The 16,812-nt window shown below is 39.5% G+C and carries 16 protein-coding genes; all 16 read right to left on the reverse strand.

The genetic code is table 11. The features are described from left to right. Positions 1–687 precede the first annotated feature (687 nt). A complete protein-coding gene (locus SGI98_02915; GenBank protein ID MDZ4742354.1) occupies positions 688–1,590 on the reverse strand; it encodes a glycosyltransferase family 2 protein in 903 nt (300 codons plus the stop codon). Positions 1,591–1,686: 96 nt separating this feature from the next. Next, on the reverse strand, positions 1,687–2,823 hold the full coding sequence (locus SGI98_02920) for a glycosyltransferase family 4 protein (protein ID MDZ4742355.1): 1,137 nt from the start codon (positions 2,821–2,823) through the stop codon (positions 1,687–1,689). Beyond that, positions 2,820–3,833 (reverse strand): glycosyltransferase, encoded by a 1,014-nt coding sequence (locus SGI98_02925; GenBank protein ID MDZ4742356.1) that lies wholly within the window; start codon positions 3,831–3,833, stop codon positions 2,820–2,822. Before SGI98_02925 ends, SGI98_02920 begins: the two co-directional genes overlap by 4 nt. 16 nt (positions 3,834–3,849) lie before the next feature. Then, positions 3,850–4,752: an alpha-1,2-fucosyltransferase gene (locus SGI98_02930; protein MDZ4742357.1), complete on the reverse strand. Its 903-nt coding sequence runs from the start codon at positions 4,750–4,752 to the stop codon at positions 3,850–3,852. Next, the gene (locus tag SGI98_02935) at positions 4,749–5,501 is read right to left on the reverse strand and encodes a CmcI family methyltransferase (GenBank protein ID MDZ4742358.1); all 753 of its coding nucleotides are present in this window, start codon (positions 5,499–5,501) and stop codon (positions 4,749–4,751) included. The genes SGI98_02930 and SGI98_02935 overlap by 4 nt, the downstream gene beginning before the upstream one ends. After that, positions 5,498–6,433 (reverse strand): NAD-dependent epimerase/dehydratase family protein, encoded by a 936-nt coding sequence (locus SGI98_02940; protein ID MDZ4742359.1) that lies wholly within the window; start codon positions 6,431–6,433, stop codon positions 5,498–5,500. Before SGI98_02940 ends, SGI98_02935 begins: the two co-directional genes overlap by 4 nt. Then, positions 6,430–7,437, reverse strand: a complete 1,008-nt coding sequence (locus tag SGI98_02945) for a glycosyltransferase family A protein (protein ID MDZ4742360.1) — start codon at positions 7,435–7,437, stop codon at positions 6,430–6,432. The genes SGI98_02940 and SGI98_02945 overlap by 4 nt, the downstream gene beginning before the upstream one ends. Positions 7,438–7,513: 76 nt before the next feature. Beyond that, a complete protein-coding gene (locus SGI98_02950; GenBank protein MDZ4742361.1) occupies positions 7,514–8,980 on the reverse strand; it encodes a glycosyltransferase family 4 protein in 1,467 nt (488 codons plus the stop codon). A 4-nt stretch (positions 8,981–8,984) separates the two neighbouring features. Beyond that, positions 8,985–9,959 (reverse strand): FkbM family methyltransferase, encoded by a 975-nt coding sequence (locus tag SGI98_02955; protein ID MDZ4742362.1) that lies wholly within the window; start codon positions 9,957–9,959, stop codon positions 8,985–8,987. Positions 9,960–9,961: 2 nt separating this feature from the next. Next, on the reverse strand, positions 9,962–10,858 hold the full coding sequence (locus SGI98_02960) for an FkbM family methyltransferase (GenBank protein ID MDZ4742363.1): 897 nt from the start codon (positions 10,856–10,858) through the stop codon (positions 9,962–9,964). A gap of 20 nt (positions 10,859–10,878) precedes the next feature. Next, complete coding sequence (locus SGI98_02965; protein ID MDZ4742364.1) at positions 10,879–11,805, reverse strand: glycosyltransferase family 2 protein; 927 nt, start codon at positions 11,803–11,805, stop codon at positions 10,879–10,881. 150 nt (positions 11,806–11,955) lie between these two features. Further along, positions 11,956–12,660, reverse strand: a complete 705-nt coding sequence (locus SGI98_02970; protein ID MDZ4742365.1) for a class I SAM-dependent methyltransferase — start codon at positions 12,658–12,660, stop codon at positions 11,956–11,958. A gap of 269 nt (positions 12,661–12,929) precedes the next feature. Beyond that, positions 12,930–14,474 (reverse strand): amino acid adenylation domain-containing protein, encoded by a 1,545-nt coding sequence (locus SGI98_02975; GenBank protein MDZ4742366.1) that lies wholly within the window; start codon positions 14,472–14,474, stop codon positions 12,930–12,932. Positions 14,475–14,511: 37 nt separating this feature from the next. Next, positions 14,512–15,162: a transposase gene (locus tag SGI98_02980; GenBank protein ID MDZ4742367.1), complete on the reverse strand. Its 651-nt coding sequence runs from the start codon at positions 15,160–15,162 to the stop codon at positions 14,512–14,514. A 234-nt stretch (positions 15,163–15,396) separates the two neighbouring features. After that, the gene (locus SGI98_02985; GenBank protein MDZ4742368.1) at positions 15,397–16,170 is read right to left on the reverse strand and encodes a GNAT family N-acetyltransferase; all 774 of its coding nucleotides are present in this window, start codon (positions 16,168–16,170) and stop codon (positions 15,397–15,399) included. Position 16,171: 1 nt separating this feature from the next. Beyond that, positions 16,172–16,812, reverse strand: a 641-nt coding sequence (locus SGI98_02990; GenBank protein MDZ4742369.1) for an SDR family oxidoreductase, incomplete at its 5' end; no start/stop codon positions are given.

The raw sequence follows: 16,812 nt of genomic DNA on the forward strand, positions 1-16,812 counted from the left end.
CTTTAGTAAAGTAGCTTGATATTGATTTTTAAGAGAAGGAGCATTTCCCCCTGCATACACCAATAATGATACATTATTCAGAGGAAATAATATATTTTTCATTGAATAGAAATCCTCTTTTTTCCATTCATAAATGTGTTGTTCATACTGGTTATTAAAAAATCGCATCCTGCTCATATACAGTTAAGGGAGTTGAAATCACGATATTTGAGCATTCTTTTGATAGTTTATCGATGAGTAATAAACCTTGGTCTCTTGAAAAATGTTCAAGTATATCGATCAGTAATGCTAGATCATAATGAGATTGAAATGTATCGACCAAGTCCAATACATTTCCCTCATAAAGATGATTGCAAATATATCTCTGAACTTCTGTTAAATATTTTCGGAATGCTTCGACACCATCGATTCTGACTTTCTAATCTGCTTTTCAGTATCATTGATTGTTATATATATCCAACATTTCACGACTTTAAAAACCATATCTCCCAAAACCCATTTCAATATCAAATATGCTTTGTGGACAGGTGAGATTTACAAGAGAAAGAATTTCATTAATTTGACAGGGATGACTTGTAGGCATTTCAATAGCACAGAAGAAATATTATTGTGTTTCATTCCACTCTATTGCAAGAATACTACTCTTGCAAGAATACTACTCTTGCAAGAATCATTCACTCTTGGAAACTAGATTCCTCGGACAATATCAATGAATGTCCTGATACCACCATAACTTCTTTTGAAGTTCTTTTTTTGGACAATCCTGTCTGAAATACGATTCCATTTAAATCCATTTGGGTGAGAGAGTGGGAAAGATAACTCACAAGATTTAGATGCAGGATTCTTTTGGTTTGAACGTGTATGCGTCGCATCTGCGTCAAATCCAATATTTATAACAAGGTTGGTTTTTGGTGTAGCTGAAAACCCACCGGCTTTTAAACAGGCATAACACCATTGATGATCCCAAGAATCGATTTTTTTATTATAAGACAAATCAAAGGTTCTCGACCAGTAGCTACGCATGAGTGGATCAGGCAGTAATTTTTTAAAATGCCCAGATTTTTTGAATCTAGGCCAGTCTTTCATATCCACATCATAAAACTTCCATGCACGTCTCCAAGTCGCCCACCCCCATATATGGAAAAGCTTTGAAAAATAGTAACTCCCCGGATCAGTATTTTCCTTCTGGCTAAGGAAATTGTTTCCTCCAATATGCATGATTTCCTCTCTTGATTCATAACGATCAAGCAACTCTTCACTAAAATTAAAAAAACTTTGATTTGGCAGACAGTCATCCTCAAGGATTATAGCTCGTTCATAAATCTCGAATGCCTTGACTAGACCAGTGGAGACTCTTTGTCTGCAACCCATGTTTTGAGTAGCATAATCATGAGTCAGATCACATCTCCAGTCTACGGTATCAATAATACTGCGAGCTGATTTACATAACTTTTCGTCATTCTCATGTGTTAGCCGTGGTCCGTCGGCTATTATATGGAGCCTGCTCGGTTTGTACTGACGGATTGCATCAAAAACCCGAGCAGTCTTTTCTGGTCGATTGAAGAGTATAAAGATGACAGGTTCTGACATTTCTTTTGTATTTCTTGATTTAAATGAGTTACGGAATTCTGATAATAATGCAGTGGAAAAATATGGTGTATACTCTTTTCAGTGAGCAATCTGCTTTTAACGTTTTTTTGGATTGCCTGAGCTAGAAAGCAAAAGTGAGTAATAAATATCCATGAATTCAGATTCGAACTTTTCGTCTGAAAAATTCTCTTTTACATGTTTAACTGCATTAATACTCAACCTGTCCCGTTCATCAGCGTTTTCAAGCAGGTAAATAATCTTTTCCGCAAAACTCTGTGTATCATTGGGATCAAAAAGATAACCAGTCTCCCCATCTATAATCGATTCCTTTAATCCTCCTGCATTCGACGATACACAGGGTACACCATGTGCCATTGCTTCAATCACGGCGATCCCGTGGCTTTCCAATAAACTAGGATGAAAATAGACAAAAGTTTTCTGAAGATAATCTGATATATTAGAACGATATCCCTCTAGAATTAATGATTCTGATAATCCTAATTCTTGAATTTTAGCTTTGTATTCTTTAATTAAATCACCCTCACCTAGCCAAATAAATTTTGTATCAGGACATTTCTTTAGAACGAGAATGGCTGTTTCAAACCATACTACAGGATTTTTGTATGAATTAAAATGACCCATAGTTAATATGTAATTTGATTCCGGGGTGGATATCGTGTCGGTGCCATGGTAACTATTATGAATTACTTTGATTTGATTAAGAGGTAAATCAACTGTTTCACTTAATGCAACAGCACTCGTACGGGAATCACAGGTAAGTTGTTTTTTGGGGCTTTTAAAAAGTTGAAATAGGATATTTCTCCCCATCTTGATACGACCAAATGGGCGGCTCAATAATGTAAATATTAGTGGTCGTCTAAAAAGTAAAAATCCAAGCATATTGCCATATCCGCCACATGAGATGTGAAGAATATCTGGTTTGAATTTTAGTATAGCTTTTAACCCGAAGAGAATTTCATAGATTGTTGCTATCCAAGATTTCATGTATCTTTTATTTCTGTTCGGGATCACAAAAATTTGAGCATTCATTTTTTCGCAAAATGCTATTACTTCTGGAAACTTTTGTCTTTGAGTGATCAAAACACCAATTTCGAAGCCGTTGTTTTTAAGAATGCCCATCAATTTTTTGAAAAACGTCAACGTCCCGCCAAAATTGTCATATTCAGGGACTACCAAAACACGTTTTTTTAGGAAAAGGGAATGAGTGTTCATTTATGGGTATTTGTTAACAAGGTGTGCAAAAGTAATTTCATTCTTTTTGATATGCTAGGTGATGAAGTCATAAGAAGTGCTGACCTATAAAAACAATACCATGTATTTAATCCCATGGAAGTGGCATAACGGCATACATACCACCACCTCTCTGCAAGAACATGATTAAATGTCTCTTCTTGAAAAATTCCATTAACATCATTGGACTTCTTTAATTTCAAAAGCCATTGTTCAAAACTTTTGAGTTCTGCCAAACTATTAATATTTCCAGGGTATTCAATTCTTCTATGGATAAGCCACTCCTCATTAGTCGGGCTAATACACATTCGTTTTAAAATGGATTCTTGAATTCTTTTTATCGAAGATTCTTGGATGGAGACATTTTTCCTGCTGCTGCTAGAGGGGGATATTCTATATTCTAACAGTAAATCATTCAAATTCGCAATATTATGGCCATTGCTACATCTCACCCACATTTCATAATCTTCTGCATAAGGATAGTCATTTGAGTAACGTAGAGAAGCCCGATCCAAGGATTCTTTTCTGAATACCACACTTGAATGGGCAAATACATTAGAAAAAAGTAATTCACAATGGATGACGCCTGGTTCTTGCGGATAATTCCATTGTTTATGTTTGCCTCCGCCAATAATTTTCGCCGAACCTCCGCACAATATGAGAGAAGATTTATTTTCAAGGTAGCTGACTTGCATTTCTAAGCGTTTTGGAAACGAAATATCATCTTGATCCTGCCGTGCTATGTACTTTCCTCGAGCTTGTTCTAAACCCACATTTAGTGTTTTCGCCAAGCCCATATTGGCATGTTCTACTTTAATAATTCTACTGTCCCTATATTCGTCTATAATCTTTTTGCTATCATCGGTTGATCCGTCATTGAGGATAATGAGTTCAAAATTCTGCAATGATTGACATAATATCGAATCAATTGACTGTCTTAAATATTTCGAGCCATTATATACAGGAAGTATAACGCTAACGGTAGGGTGCATAGGCAGGTCCTAAAAACTAAAGTCTTATCCAAGTAGAGGGGTATAGATCAGAAGTATCATAGTTGCCCGTAGCAAACCATTTTGTAGGACTAATTACGATTTTAAAAGGATTTTGCCCTAGCCAAGCAGCCCACCAGCTAAAACTACTATTTGCTGTGATAAAATGCTTACAGTTTTGCATCAGTCTGAGATCTTCTGGGCCTTTATCGGGAGGATTACAATCAACAAAATGTGATGGATGAGTAAACTTGAGATGATCCTTAGACCATTGTAAATCATCCGAAAAAACAAAAAATTCACCGGCAGGTATCTTCTCACCAAGATTTATTATTGCTTTTTGATAATAATCAATTCCGCAAAGTCCATGTGTCTTTGATGCAGCTGGATTTGTCACATAATCACCGCGTCGGACATGCAGACAAATTGAGTCGCAGGATGTAATCTTTCTTAACCATCCGAGGTTTTCTGCATTAGGCAGCTGTTTTAATGAGATTTCATTTATAAGCTGGTCCCTTATATATAAAAAATATTTTTCCGATTGCCAATATCCTTTCAATTGTACAGGCCAGCGATCTATCAAGACAGGATTGTAGGAAAATGATTGTTCGCCAATACAATTGATATTTTTAGAGGAAAATATCTTAGGGAAACGACTAGCCAAACGATGTCTCCAGCCAGTTGATGGAATAGGACGATATTTATCGGCTAGTTTTTCGGGTATGGCAGTGCCAAAAATAGAATATTGATCAAGAAGATAAACCCTTGGTGTATCTGTAATGAATTCCTGATTAAAAAAGGAAAGATCAAAGTATAAGGGAACATTATTTTTAGCAGCATGGGCACGGGCATGAGCATACTGGAAAATTTGGTTGCCCAAGCCTCCATTCAGACTAGCGAGAATAAACTTATCTAGATTCACTTTTTTAATAGAAGTGTCATTCCTGGAAGGCCGAGATTTGTCCGAAAAACAAAATGTGTCTCACTCATGGAATCCAGATATTCATTAGTGGCTTTAAACGGTCCTATATTATATCCACTCGCTTCCTCCTGATAGAATGTATCATGAAGTAATACGGATGCCCGAGGACACATTGAGAAAACTGATTTTAGCTCTTTTTGAACAGTCTCATAACTATGGTCTCCATCGAGAAAAAATAATACTCCTTCATCGTCACCGATGTCAGTCACTAGTTTTTTTGCAACAATCAAACCGTCTCCCTCGTGTAGTCTAACAGAACTAATTTCACGGACTAATTCCCCACGACGTTGTCCAGGGTGCTCGACATGGTCGACATCTGGAGGTAAGTCAACTGAGTGAATAACACAATCTAAATCAAATGCTTGCTTTGTTTCATGGAAAATCCGTGCTGATTTTCCGATATTAGTTCCCCACTCAATAACGAGTTTGGCTCGAGACAAAATTAAACTGGAAGACATGAGCATCAGTTCATCTATCGGATAGGGGTGAATTCCCACCACTGGGATTACTCTCTCGAGTAAAAAATCAGAAAGTACCCATTTATTAATTTCCGGTTGATATCCTTTATGCAGTAGAGGAATATTTATACCCTCATGATAAAATCCCCATGTTCTTTGAGGTAAAGAAATATTGCCAGTTAGTTGACCATGTTTTTCACCAGTAATTTTTGAAATAATTTTACGAATCATAATCTATCCTTTAATTTTCTCATATAAAGCCAGCTATTTTTTATTCCCTCTGAAAATTCAGTTCTAGGTACCCAGCCGGTATAATCCTGAAGTCTCCTTGAGGAGAGTATATTAATTCTCACATCGACTGGACGCTCGGTTTTATGTGTTATTTTCATTTCGCACCCCTCAACTTGAGCAAGGGGCATTAATTTTTCAATCACCTGTCGGTTGCTCAGTCCATTTCCACTGCCGATATTATAAGTATCCGCCGGAATATTTTGATGAAGTAATCCAGCAATAGCTTCTGATAAATCGTCAATATAAACATAATCACGAATTGTTCCTTCATCTCCAAAAATAGTTATGAGGTGGCCAGAAAGGATTGAATATATTGCTTGGGCAATAAATCCCTGACCGCGATTAGGTTTTTGACCCGGACCATAGGGATTACTCGGGCGTACGATAGATAACGGGAGGTTGTGAACGGTCTGAAAATACCGGGCATGATCTTCTAGGCAAAGTTTAGCAAGACCATAAGTGGAAATTGGTCGTGTAACATGAGTTTCAGTTAGGGGAACATTAATGGCCTGCCCATAAACAGTCCCCCCCGATGAAATCAAAAGATATTTTTTGACCCCTGCCCTCAGAGCGGAATGGTAGAGTATTTCTTTTTGTTCAAGATTAGAAGGGAGAATGGATAGAAAGTCTGTACATCCAACGTTCGCTTGTGATGAAAATGCCAAGTCAATTACGGCATCTGCATTTTTAAAGACTTTTTCTAAATGTTCAGCATGACTATAATCCAGAATTTCGTGTATTACGCCCTCAGGCATTGGATCATCGGGTGGTCTCCTAGATAGACACACTGTTTGAATCTCGCGTGCCAAAAGCTGGGCAGATAAGTTGCGCCCGATAAATCCTGTTCCTCCAATTATACAAACATTCTTCATGAGAATAGAGATTTTAACTTTTGCAAGAATCGGTCTGTCCTAGTAGGAGGTATATAACTAATAGAATACTTTAGGCCATGTATCCTTTGTTGATAATATTCCTGCATGGGTGGGTATGATTCTGAAAACTTTTGAAGGAGAATGTCCATCAGACAAATAACACTTGAACGTTCGGGCTCTAGAATCGGAGGGTATCCTGGGACATGCATCTTACGAGACAATATCAAACAAATCTCTAGTGGGACCTTTTCACCGCTATGATTGTGGAGATTTGAAGCGCAAATATTGACTACTCTATTTAGGAAAGGATTTACCCATCCTTTAGGTAGACCAGTTTTCGGGTCTAGCACAGTAGATTCACTGCCTGCTCGTGACATGCTTTGAGAGGCCTCACGGTATATAACCAAGGATTCGGGTAGATTAGCAATTTGATATTGTCGTGCAATACGACTCCATAAATCATAGTCTTCGGGTGGCTGTTTATCAGGATCGGTGGTGTAAACACCCACCTGATCCAAAGCCTCTTTTCTAATCATCATAGAGCTATGGACAAAAGGGTTATTAAAAAGCAGTTCAAATTGTAAAATGGCGTTATCAGTAGGATGAGAATGTTTCCTTTCCGTGGGATTTGTTTCAATCCAAATATCAGCAATGGTTCCGACAAATCCTATCTGGGGGTAACACTCCATAAATTCAACCTGTTTTGCCAACCTTTGTGGTTTTGAGATATCATCCTGATCTTGTCGCGCAATATATTTCCCTCTACTTTTTTCTATCCCAGCATTAAGCGTTCTGGCTAATCCCATATTAGTGTGACTAATTTTTATCATCCTAGGATCAGTATAACTCTCAATAATATCCTGGCTATTGTCTTTTGAGCCATCATTGAGAATGATCAGTTCAAAATTTTCGAACGACTGCTCCAATATACAATCAATGGCCTCGGGAAGGTACTTTTCCCCGTTATATATTGGCATTACTATACTGACTAATGGGTGACTCATGTTTGATCCTAAATAAAAATCAATTCTATAATATATTTACGGTATTTATTTTAATAAAATGTAGCTCATTCTAACATTAAGAAAGAATCTTTTCATATTGCCTAGAAATAATTTCCCAAGTAAACTTTTCTTCCCAATTTCTCCTCCCAGCCTGTCCCAGTTCTTGCAAACGAGCAGGATCATCAAGCAAATCTTTTATGGTTAATGCCAATTTTACAGGATCAACACGGGTATAACCAAATTTATCCTTTGGTGCCTCACAAATAATTCCACCTTTTGTCCATTGAGTGATTTCCACAGAATTCCCCACAGGAACCGTGACATAAGGTAAACCTGCTGCGGCTGCTTCGAACAAGACTAAAGGAGAATACTCTACATTGGATGCAAAAATGAAAAGATCAGCGCTAAAAAAAGCTTTAATGACATCTTCCCTATTGAGATTATTTATAATAATTCTTTTTTGACCAGTATTTTTAACTTTGTGAACTAGTTCAGCCAGTATGATCGGAAAAGTTGCCGAGAAATCTGAAGATGAATTTCTGTATGAAAATAGAGTCAGGATAGGAAAAAAGGCGCAGAGTTGATAAAATAAATTTTCTTGAGAATTAAGAGGGCTTCCATATTTAATTCCTAACGTATGTAATAATACTTTTATGATGTGTTTGATCCGAGGAATAAAATTTGAGAATGCAAAGATTGGAGGGAGGCATTTAATCCAATTTAATATATTTTTCAAAATATTGAATCGTTCAGATGCCTTTATGGAATCAGTCTCGTGTGGCTGATTATAAATACGGAATCGTTCAGAAGCCTTTATATAATCAGTCTCGTGTTCCTGAGTCATGTTGCCGTTAAGTAATAAAGTCATTTTTTTCTGCGGGATATTTAGATTTAGAAAAGCATTTGCGACTTCAATATGTCCCTTTAGTCCTGTAAAACTTCCGACGGTTAAGAGTAAAATCTCATCATCATTAATGCCTAATCTTTTGCGGATGTTATTTGTAGCCGGCGGATTAAATTCTTTATGAGATGCTCCATTTGGGAGTATGGAATAGTGGCTAATCCCATTTTCCTTTGCAAAATTAATATCACGATAATCAGTAGAATAAAATATCAGATGATCAAATTTCCGAAGTATATCGGGAAGTTTTTTGAAATAATCTTGGTAAGATGGCTCATAAAGGCAAGAAAAACCACAAGGGATAAAAACTTTTCTCGCTCTGATCTGCTCCAGACATGTCCAAAGCGCATCAAACGTCCATTGTTGTGCTGCTTTGATCAAAATCACATCAAAATCTGATTCTATTAAAAAATTTTGGTATGCAGTGATTTCACCGTTAATTCCTCTAACCTGGTTTCCGGATATTGAGAACTCCTTAATGGCAACTCCATTCAATTGGAAGTCTGTTCTCTCCTTCAATATACTTGTAGCAACTGTAACGTGATGACCATATGAAACCAAATGCTCAGCAATCTCCTGCATCACTTTCTGAACCCCACCTTTACTGGGATAATAAAACTCGCAACAAAGAAGTATTTTCATAGTATCAGCGCTCCCAACACGCTTGCTTGACCAGAATCGAATTTATATTGGTATCAGCATATACCATATATCCGAATTGTTTGAGATAATCAGTAATTTCAGTTCTTTTTATTCCTCGCCCTGTATTCGAGTATGAAATGGACTCTACACATATTACCAGAGGGGCACTTTCCTCATAATTAATTTGCTTTAGAATATCCAAATCAAGTCCTTCTACATCGAGACTGAGAATATGGGGGAATTTACCATCACAGTATTCTTTTATAATACCTTGTATTGTTCTTGTCTGAACAGTAATTCTTTTCTTCAGACTCATACCTTCTTTTACATAATCTTCCGCCTCAGTGTCCGAGAGGGTATTAAGGGTTGATTCCCCAAATATTAATAGGTCAGCAGATCCATTTTTATCACTCACTGCTATGTTAAGATTGACATCATCTGGTCGCGCCTCTATAAAACGGCTAAATAGGCTGGGATCGGGCTCTATATTGATCCCCTTCGAGCCACTCAAATAGAATAATGCAGTATTACTTATATAATAGGGGTGATGTGCCCCAATATCCAAATAACTTGGGTGTTCTACTTGTATTTGGTCAAAAATATACCGAATTAAAAGATCTTCACCGCTTTGTGAAAAACTAATCTTTTTAGGTTGATTAAAAACCTGTGTAAATAATTTGTGGTTTCGGTATTGAGGTGCCCAAATGTTATCGGGAAAGACTAAAGGCAGATTATCGATAATAATTTCAGGTAAGGAGTCTTGCGCATGGTGTTTTATATAAGAGAGCAGGAAAGGAGAATATTTTTTAAAGTCAAATAAAGGAGCAATCATTTCTTTATTTATTTCTTCAACAATCCTTCCAAAAGTACCGTTCAAAGTATTCTTAGTGTCATATTTCAGGAGATAAGATAACGCTTTATAATAAACCTGCCTCGTGAGAGTAATAATTGTTTTTTGGATGAGGGATTTAATCGACATATTTAAATCTTCCTTTTTGAAATAGTTATCGCAGATAGATCGATAATTTCTTTTCTTTTAGCCACAATCAAGCCATCCCATGAGTAGGACTCCTCAAGGGTGTGTTCCGCAACTATATCATATTGCTTTTCTAAAAGATGTTTTATACATACACTGTGAAGGTGATCTGAATGTGTAGAAATAAATATAAAGTCTATCTTTCGGGCATTTATTGACTGATCAGCCCCTAATAGCATTTCATACTCCGCCCCTTGAATATCACTATGCAGTATGCTGAGATTTTTAATATTGTTCTTTATCATCAAATCATCGACACAATAAGTCGGTATATCAAAAGCTTTGGGAATTGTTTTACTGGCAATATACCCATTAATAAATTGCCCCTCACAACCATTAAGATAGAAATTTGTTTTACCTGCAAACAGGCTGCCAATTTCGGGTTCAACCATAAAATTTACAGCATTTTTGACACTTTTTTGAAACCAAATGGAATAAAATGCCCAATAACACCCAAGCTCTAACATTGTTGATCCTGCATGCACATGCTTGATTACTTCTTGAAATATAACTTCTTCCTGTGGCTCATGAACTCCTTTATTTTTAATCAGTAACCGCTCCATGTGTGGGCCATGATATGAGTGGCGGGCTATCTTAATCCCATTATGGAGTATTTGTATATCCCCCTGTCTGCTTCCTGCATCTGCTACTCTTTCGATTTTTGTATTATCAGGACATTCACATGCCAGTCTAATCCTTGCACTCCAATATTTTGAAATATCCCGGCGTTGAGTGATATTAAGTTTTCTTGCTTCCCTCGCCGTAGTCTCAGCTTCGGGAGTTGCATGCTCTGATTTTCTACTATATTTAAATGGATTGAGTTTTTTAATCTTTTCAATCATATTTCAAAAATTCTTAATAGTTATTTTAGATTTTGTCGATGAACTAACTTTGTAATTATACTTGGAAGAATTCGTCCCCCTTCACTTTGATATAATTCCGCCATTTTATTTTTCCATCGACCTTCAACCAAGAATCGTAACTTAATTTTTTCCTCGGAATTTAAGGATGTCCTATTGATGGAATGAATATATCCCGATAAATAAGCGTTCCAATCATTCCAATTTTTCCTGAAAGTTTTGTACATCTCGATTTTGGTAGGTGTTTCTCTTGGTTCTGTAGAGGGATACGAGCCAAGCTTGTGGAATAGTTTTTCTTTTTGAATATAAATATTACCTTCTTGTAGCAACTCAAAAACGAGGAGCATATCCCCACCCATAATATTAAAATTATTACCTAATTTTCTTACTGCTTCTATCAAAGCGAGTCGGTTGAACAATCCATAGATAGGATTAGCTTTACCTAAATTTTCCTCTTGGAGTATGTATGTTTTCAGACGTTGAAACTTGTCAACGACCGAAAGATCACGTACCTTTAAATAATTTGCTATTAATTCCAAGTCTTCTTTGACCCAATCAAAGTCACAAAATGCTATTGCACAATCAGAATGATGATGAGAAATGTTTTGTATGGATGTAATATATTCAGCTTCCATTATATCATCATCAGCCGCCCACAAGAATTGATCTCCAGTTGCTTGAGAGAGAACAAACAAAAAGTTATTAATAGCACCAATATTCTCTGGTTGTCTGATATATTTTATCCGATTATCTTTCTCTATATAAGCATTGACTAATGGCTCTATACGCTGGTCAGGAGAACAATTATCTGAAATAATAATTTCAATGTTTTTATATGTTTGGTGAGTTACACATTCCAACGTCCGCATCAAACCATCAAACCTGTTATAACAAGGGATGCCAATACTTATAAGTGATGTGTTATTCATTTTATTTAATCAGCGTAAGCGAATCTCGTGTCTACCTTTTCCGGTGTGGATCAGATCAAAAGATATTATTTAAGTCAACCGAAGATTGCTTCGTGAGAGTCTTTTGTAACTATGAGTAAAAGAATGAAATCAAAAGTATGGATTTCAAGTTCATTTACGAAATACAAACAAATGATTATTTGCCTCTTCTTCCATGTCGCCTAATGAAAGTAGTAGGCAAACCGGAAAGCCTATTACAATAAATATAAACGCTAAGGGCGCAAGCAGGTAATAGAGGAAATTCCGCTTAGATGAAGGATAAGTAAATCCTTTAAACCTCAGCATTTGGAAGGGCGTGTAGAGAAGACGAGAAGCCATGGTGGACCAAGTGCCTCCAAGTGAATGTAGTTCCACAAGATCTACCCCTGAGCGTTTGCACATTTCAATTGCCCAGAAGCGAGTGAAGTTCTGGTAGTGATACGGCGCGCTGTGCAGATTGCCTGTCTGCGGAAACATATAGATTCCATAGCATCCCTTTTTCAGCACACGCACACTTTCCTCAAAAAGTTGTATTGGCGTGAAAACATGCTCCGCGACTTGAATACAAACAATTGTATCAAATTGTTCATCTGGATAGTCCATGTTGCAACCGTCGCCCTGGCGGATTGTGACTCTTGACGATTCAACCTGCGGCAGATGGCTTTCGTCATACTCCAAAACCGTCCAGTGCTCGAATGGTATTTTCCGCTTAATCGCCGTCAAACAAAAATCCCACCCTCCAATATCCAAAACATGTCCGTTTGCATACTGATGCAGAACTTGAAAAAGCATTTGGTAACGCAGGTCTCGTAGAAAATAGAAGAATGATTTTAGCATGTTTAATTAATTTTGAATGAGCTGTAATAGCGATTCTTTATCCACTTCCAATCTCGGTTTTCGTGCCATACAAGTCAACTTATTGCACCACCAGTGGGTTTCAACTGTCAAGAACTGACCCGTAAATCGACACTGTAACCTTCGAATCGAGCCAGAGCCTAATAATTAAAAGATAGATCATGTAGCCAAGCAAATTGTTGCTAACACCACCCATTCCGAAGTGGGCCACCCATTTGGACGTATCTATAGTCGTACCGATGGTCATCGTCTCACTGGTCGAGCATAGTGAGCAGATGCTGTCGATCGACCTTACCGTTAGCGTTCTTCGGCAACTCAGTCATCACGATGAGCCGCGAAGGCACCATATAGTCTGGTACCAAATCCCCAAGGGCTTTCAGTAGCATCTTATCGTCCCCACCAGAGGTGCAGGCTACGTAGGCCACCAATTTGCCGTAGGCGGCTTGATGACGTTGGTAAACCACTATAGCTTGGTCGACTTGAGGCAATCTAACTAAAGCGTTCTCAATCTCCTCCAGCTCGATGCGATACCCCATGTGCTTGATCTGATTATCCTTGCGACCGATAAAGTTGAGCCTACCGTCGACCTCCCTTACCAAGTCGCCAGTACGGTACATGCGTTTCATGAAGCGGTTGCAATCGGTAATGGTATGGAAGCTCGCTTCTGTACGCTCAAAATCATTGAAATAGCCTGCTGCCACATTGGGTCCGATTAGGCACAACTCACCGGAAACCGCATCTTGATCGTTCTCATCAAGAATGCGGTAATCGAAATTGGGGTTCAGTCTTCCCAAAGTCGGCAAGCCTTCGATATTCTGGAAATCGTCCGGAACGAGCGTGTAGGCACTGCAGATGCAGGTGCATTCGGTGGGACCGTACACATTAACCAGATCGGCCTGCTTGGAAAAGCGATTGAACAGCTTCTTTAATTCGACCTTGGGATAGCCTTCACCACCAAAAACTATCACCCGCAGTGCGGGCAGGGCATCCGCCGTTAAGGCCTTCATCGTGACCAAATAAATCAACAGGGATGGCACCGAAAACCAAATTGTACAGACCATTTTATTGATGAAAGCCACCAACTCATAGGGGCTGGTCATCAACTCTCGGTACACCGGCGTGAGGGATGCACCCGAGAACAGACCGACATAAAAATCGAACACTGAATTATCGAAATACATGGGGCTCAGGTTGGCAAAATTGTCTTGGCTAGAAACACCGAAACGGGACTTCCCCCAATTGATGAAATGCAGTACATTCTGATGAGTCACCGCCACACCTTTGGGTACACCAGTGGATCCGGACGTGAACATGATGTAAGCGATACAGGTTCCATCCACTTCCAATACCGACTGCCGCTGCTGTTCCTCCTCTACGATCGTCGGCAGCATCGCCACATCTAGGAAAAGTTGCTGACAACCGACAGCATCGGCCAGTTCGATCATGGCTTGGACATGATCGGGATCTTCGTGGAATAGGATGCGAGGAGTTGCAGTTTCCAGAATTCGTAAACTCCGCGCCAAAGGCGAAGCCACATCTAGATTGACATAGGCAATGCCCAGTCTGAGTGCAGCCAGCATTAGGGCATAGGATAGTGGCCGCTTGTTGTGGCCAATGGCGATGACATCGCCTCGCAAACATCCGCGTTGGGAAAGCAAGGCGGCCAAGCGCTGACTCCACTCATCCAACTCCGCAAAACTAATGGTTCTGTCCTCATAACGCAGCGCGGCCTTATCACCCTGTCTAGCGACGATTTCTTCAAAACAGGTTCCAAGATTATAATGGTATAAACTCATGGTTTTATTATTACTCCGGCAATTAAATGGATAACAATCAGACGGCTTTGGGATAAGTGACGAATTGATTATCAAAATAAGATGCAACGTGTTTGGTTTTTTTGTTAAGCTTGTGCATATAGGTTTTGAGATTGAATTCGAGTTCTTTTCGATCAGCAGGAAGGGGCATCTGCCTCCCCTTCAAACTACAGTTGAGATATTCACCGGGGTTGCATTCGGGGCTGTAGGATGGCAAGAAGTGTAATTCAATACGATGAGCATTCTGAGCCGACCACTCTTTAACGGGGGAACCATGGTGAAACCGGAGGTTGTCCACAATGAGGAAGACCTTCCTGCTGGCATCCTTTGACAGACGATCCAGAAACCGGATAAACACTTTGCTATTGAGCGTGTCGCGATAAATCAACCACCTCGCCTTGCCTTGATTGGTGACGCTCGAAATCATGTTTGAAGAAAAGCGGTTACCCAGCAATCTGACGATTGGGGGTTTTTCAGCGATTTTCTTTTGAATCTGCTCATCCTGCCCGGGGGTGAGATTCCTGAGGGTTCCCATCTTACGCCCCTGCTTGCGTGGGCAAAGCGAGATTTTTCCAAGTCGTTTCCTGTCCCAGCGCCAAAGGTCAGCCGTTCTGATATTGACTCCAAGAGCTTCTGCCACGACGCGCCGACTCTTGTCTTGTTTATTCATGGCATAAGCCCGCTGCTGGGGCGTTGCCTGTGTTTTTGATCCAATTTTCGAGCATCTTCTTTCATGTAAATCATCAAACAAAATTTATGTCTATATTATATCTATTTAATTGCCAGATTAATAATGATTCATCAATATCAAAAGTGGGAACTGAAGAAAAAAATATTTTCCGCCCGAAGCACTTGGCCATCCACGTTAGACTCGTATACTGTTCACTAACCTGCAAGACAATATTCATTTTTTGATAGTAAAGAAGGGGTATGGTGGCTGCTTCGCAATAAAACCGGAAGTCCGACAAAGAGCCATCGAACCGAAATTATTTGTAAAACAGTCCCACGAAGGCCGAATAGAATCTTGGCAGCAGATTCCAATAAATTTTGTTACTAGAGCCTTACCTATCCCACGCTGCCTATACTCTGGCAATGTAGCAACATCAATTTCTGCGTGTCGATCGGCTAATGCTGCAGCATAGCAAATTCCGAGAACTTTGCTTTTGTCTTTCGCGACTACCGCACGGGAGTGCAGCAAAAAGTCCGAATTGGAACGCCAAAATCGATTGACTACTCCGAATGTCTGTTCCAGAGAAGGAATGTCCTCCTCATGGATTACCGAGACTGGAAAATCAATATCTTCTGAAATTGCTACCGACTCATATCTCTCCCCAAGAACGAAACGTTGGCGTTCAGAACGAAATTCACTCGGGATTTCTGCACTGAGAATTAAAAAGGGCTGTGGCATATATAAGCGAATCTTTTCTATCTCGAAGGCCTTATTGATAAGCAGGTAGTTATTCAGATCAAACTCAAAGCGCGGAACCGATTCCCCGAAGATTTGAGAATAACCAAAACTATGTTGAACGAATACCTGATTGGGTGAATCAGCTCGGTCCCCATAAACCACACCATCCTGTTCGTCTAACAGGACTGACGCAATCAGTGGAAAGAAATACTTCTGTGAGCGATAACGATCAAATAACTGAGGATACTGTATTTTCTCAATAACTGTCATTTTAGATTCTAAGACCCCCGTTGACTGGCAGAATCGTGCCATTGATGAAATCATTTCTTATCACCGCCGCCACCGCTTGGGCGATTTCGTCAGCCTGTCCGAGGCGACGCAGCGGAGTATTAGTCTCGATATGCTTTAGGATCGAACCATGCAGAGCACTGCGAGTGGAGTCGGTATCAATGAAGCCAGGTGCCACCGCATTACAGCGGATGCCCAGGCGAGCCAATTCCTTCGCCCATGTAACTGTCATCGCATTCACCGCCCCTTTAGCTGCGGAATATGCTGTTTGCCCCTCGTTACCACAGGCACTGATGGAGCTGATATTGACGATGACCCCTTTAGTCCGTTGCAGCACCATCTGCTCGACTACGGCGGAAGTCATGATGAAGACCGAGTCAAGATTGACAGTCAGAGAATCACGGAAACGACCGTAATCGTGCATCATAGCCGCAGGATTCAGGATATTGACCAAAGGCTCGCTAAAAATAACCCCTGCATTATTGATGAGAATGTCGATGCGACCGTGCTTTGTCACAATCTCGATGCAAATCTCACGGGCCTTGTCCGGCTGGGTGACATCTAGTTCCCTGCGATCAAAACGCTCTGACAGCTCCTGCAGTGCTTCCCGATCACGATCCACGA

It is taken from the genome of Verrucomicrobiota bacterium (assembly GCA_034440155.1).
In the GTDB taxonomy this organism is placed as follows: Bacteria; Verrucomicrobiota; Verrucomicrobiia; order JAWXBN01; family JAWXBN01; genus JAWXBN01.

Bases quoted from the DNA above. Each gene is read 5' to 3' on its own strand.
- SGI98_02915 (MDZ4742354.1), bottom strand. From the start codon at position 1,590: ATGTCAGAACCTGTCATCTTTATACTCTTCAATCGACCAGAAAAGACT.
- SGI98_02920 (MDZ4742355.1), bottom strand. From the start codon at position 2,823: ATGAACACTCATTCCCTTTTCCTAAAAAAACGTGTTTTGGTAGTCCCT.
- SGI98_02925 (MDZ4742356.1), bottom strand. From the start codon at position 3,833: ATGCACCCTACCGTTAGCGTTATACTTCCTGTATATAATGGCTCGAAA.
- SGI98_02935 (MDZ4742358.1), bottom strand. From the start codon at position 5,501: ATGATTCGTAAAATTATTTCAAAAATTACTGGTGAAAAACATGGTCAA.
- SGI98_02940 (MDZ4742359.1), bottom strand. From the start codon at position 6,433: ATGAAGAATGTTTGTATAATTGGAGGAACAGGATTTATCGGGCGCAAC.
- SGI98_02945 (MDZ4742360.1), bottom strand. From the start codon at position 7,437: ATGAGTCACCCATTAGTCAGTATAGTAATGCCAATATATAACGGGGAA.
- SGI98_02950 (MDZ4742361.1), bottom strand. From the start codon at position 8,980: ATGAAAATACTTCTTTGTTGCGAGTTTTATTATCCCAGTAAAGGTGGG.
- SGI98_02955 (MDZ4742362.1), bottom strand. From the start codon at position 9,959: ATGTCGATTAAATCCCTCATCCAAAAAACAATTATTACTCTCACGAGG.
- SGI98_02960 (MDZ4742363.1), bottom strand. From the start codon at position 10,858: ATGATTGAAAAGATTAAAAAACTCAATCCATTTAAATATAGTAGAAAA.
- SGI98_02965 (MDZ4742364.1), bottom strand. From the start codon at position 11,805: ATGAATAACACATCACTTATAAGTATTGGCATCCCTTGTTATAACAGG.
- SGI98_02970 (MDZ4742365.1), bottom strand. From the start codon at position 12,660: ATGCTAAAATCATTCTTCTATTTTCTACGAGACCTGCGTTACCAAATG.
- SGI98_02975 (MDZ4742366.1), bottom strand. From the start codon at position 14,474: ATGAGTTTATACCATTATAATCTTGGAACCTGTTTTGAAGAAATCGTC.
- SGI98_02980 (MDZ4742367.1), bottom strand. From the start codon at position 15,162: ATGAATAAACAAGACAAGAGTCGGCGCGTCGTGGCAGAAGCTCTTGGA.
- SGI98_02985 (MDZ4742368.1), bottom strand. From the start codon at position 16,170: ATGACAGTTATTGAGAAAATACAGTATCCTCAGTTATTTGATCGTTAT.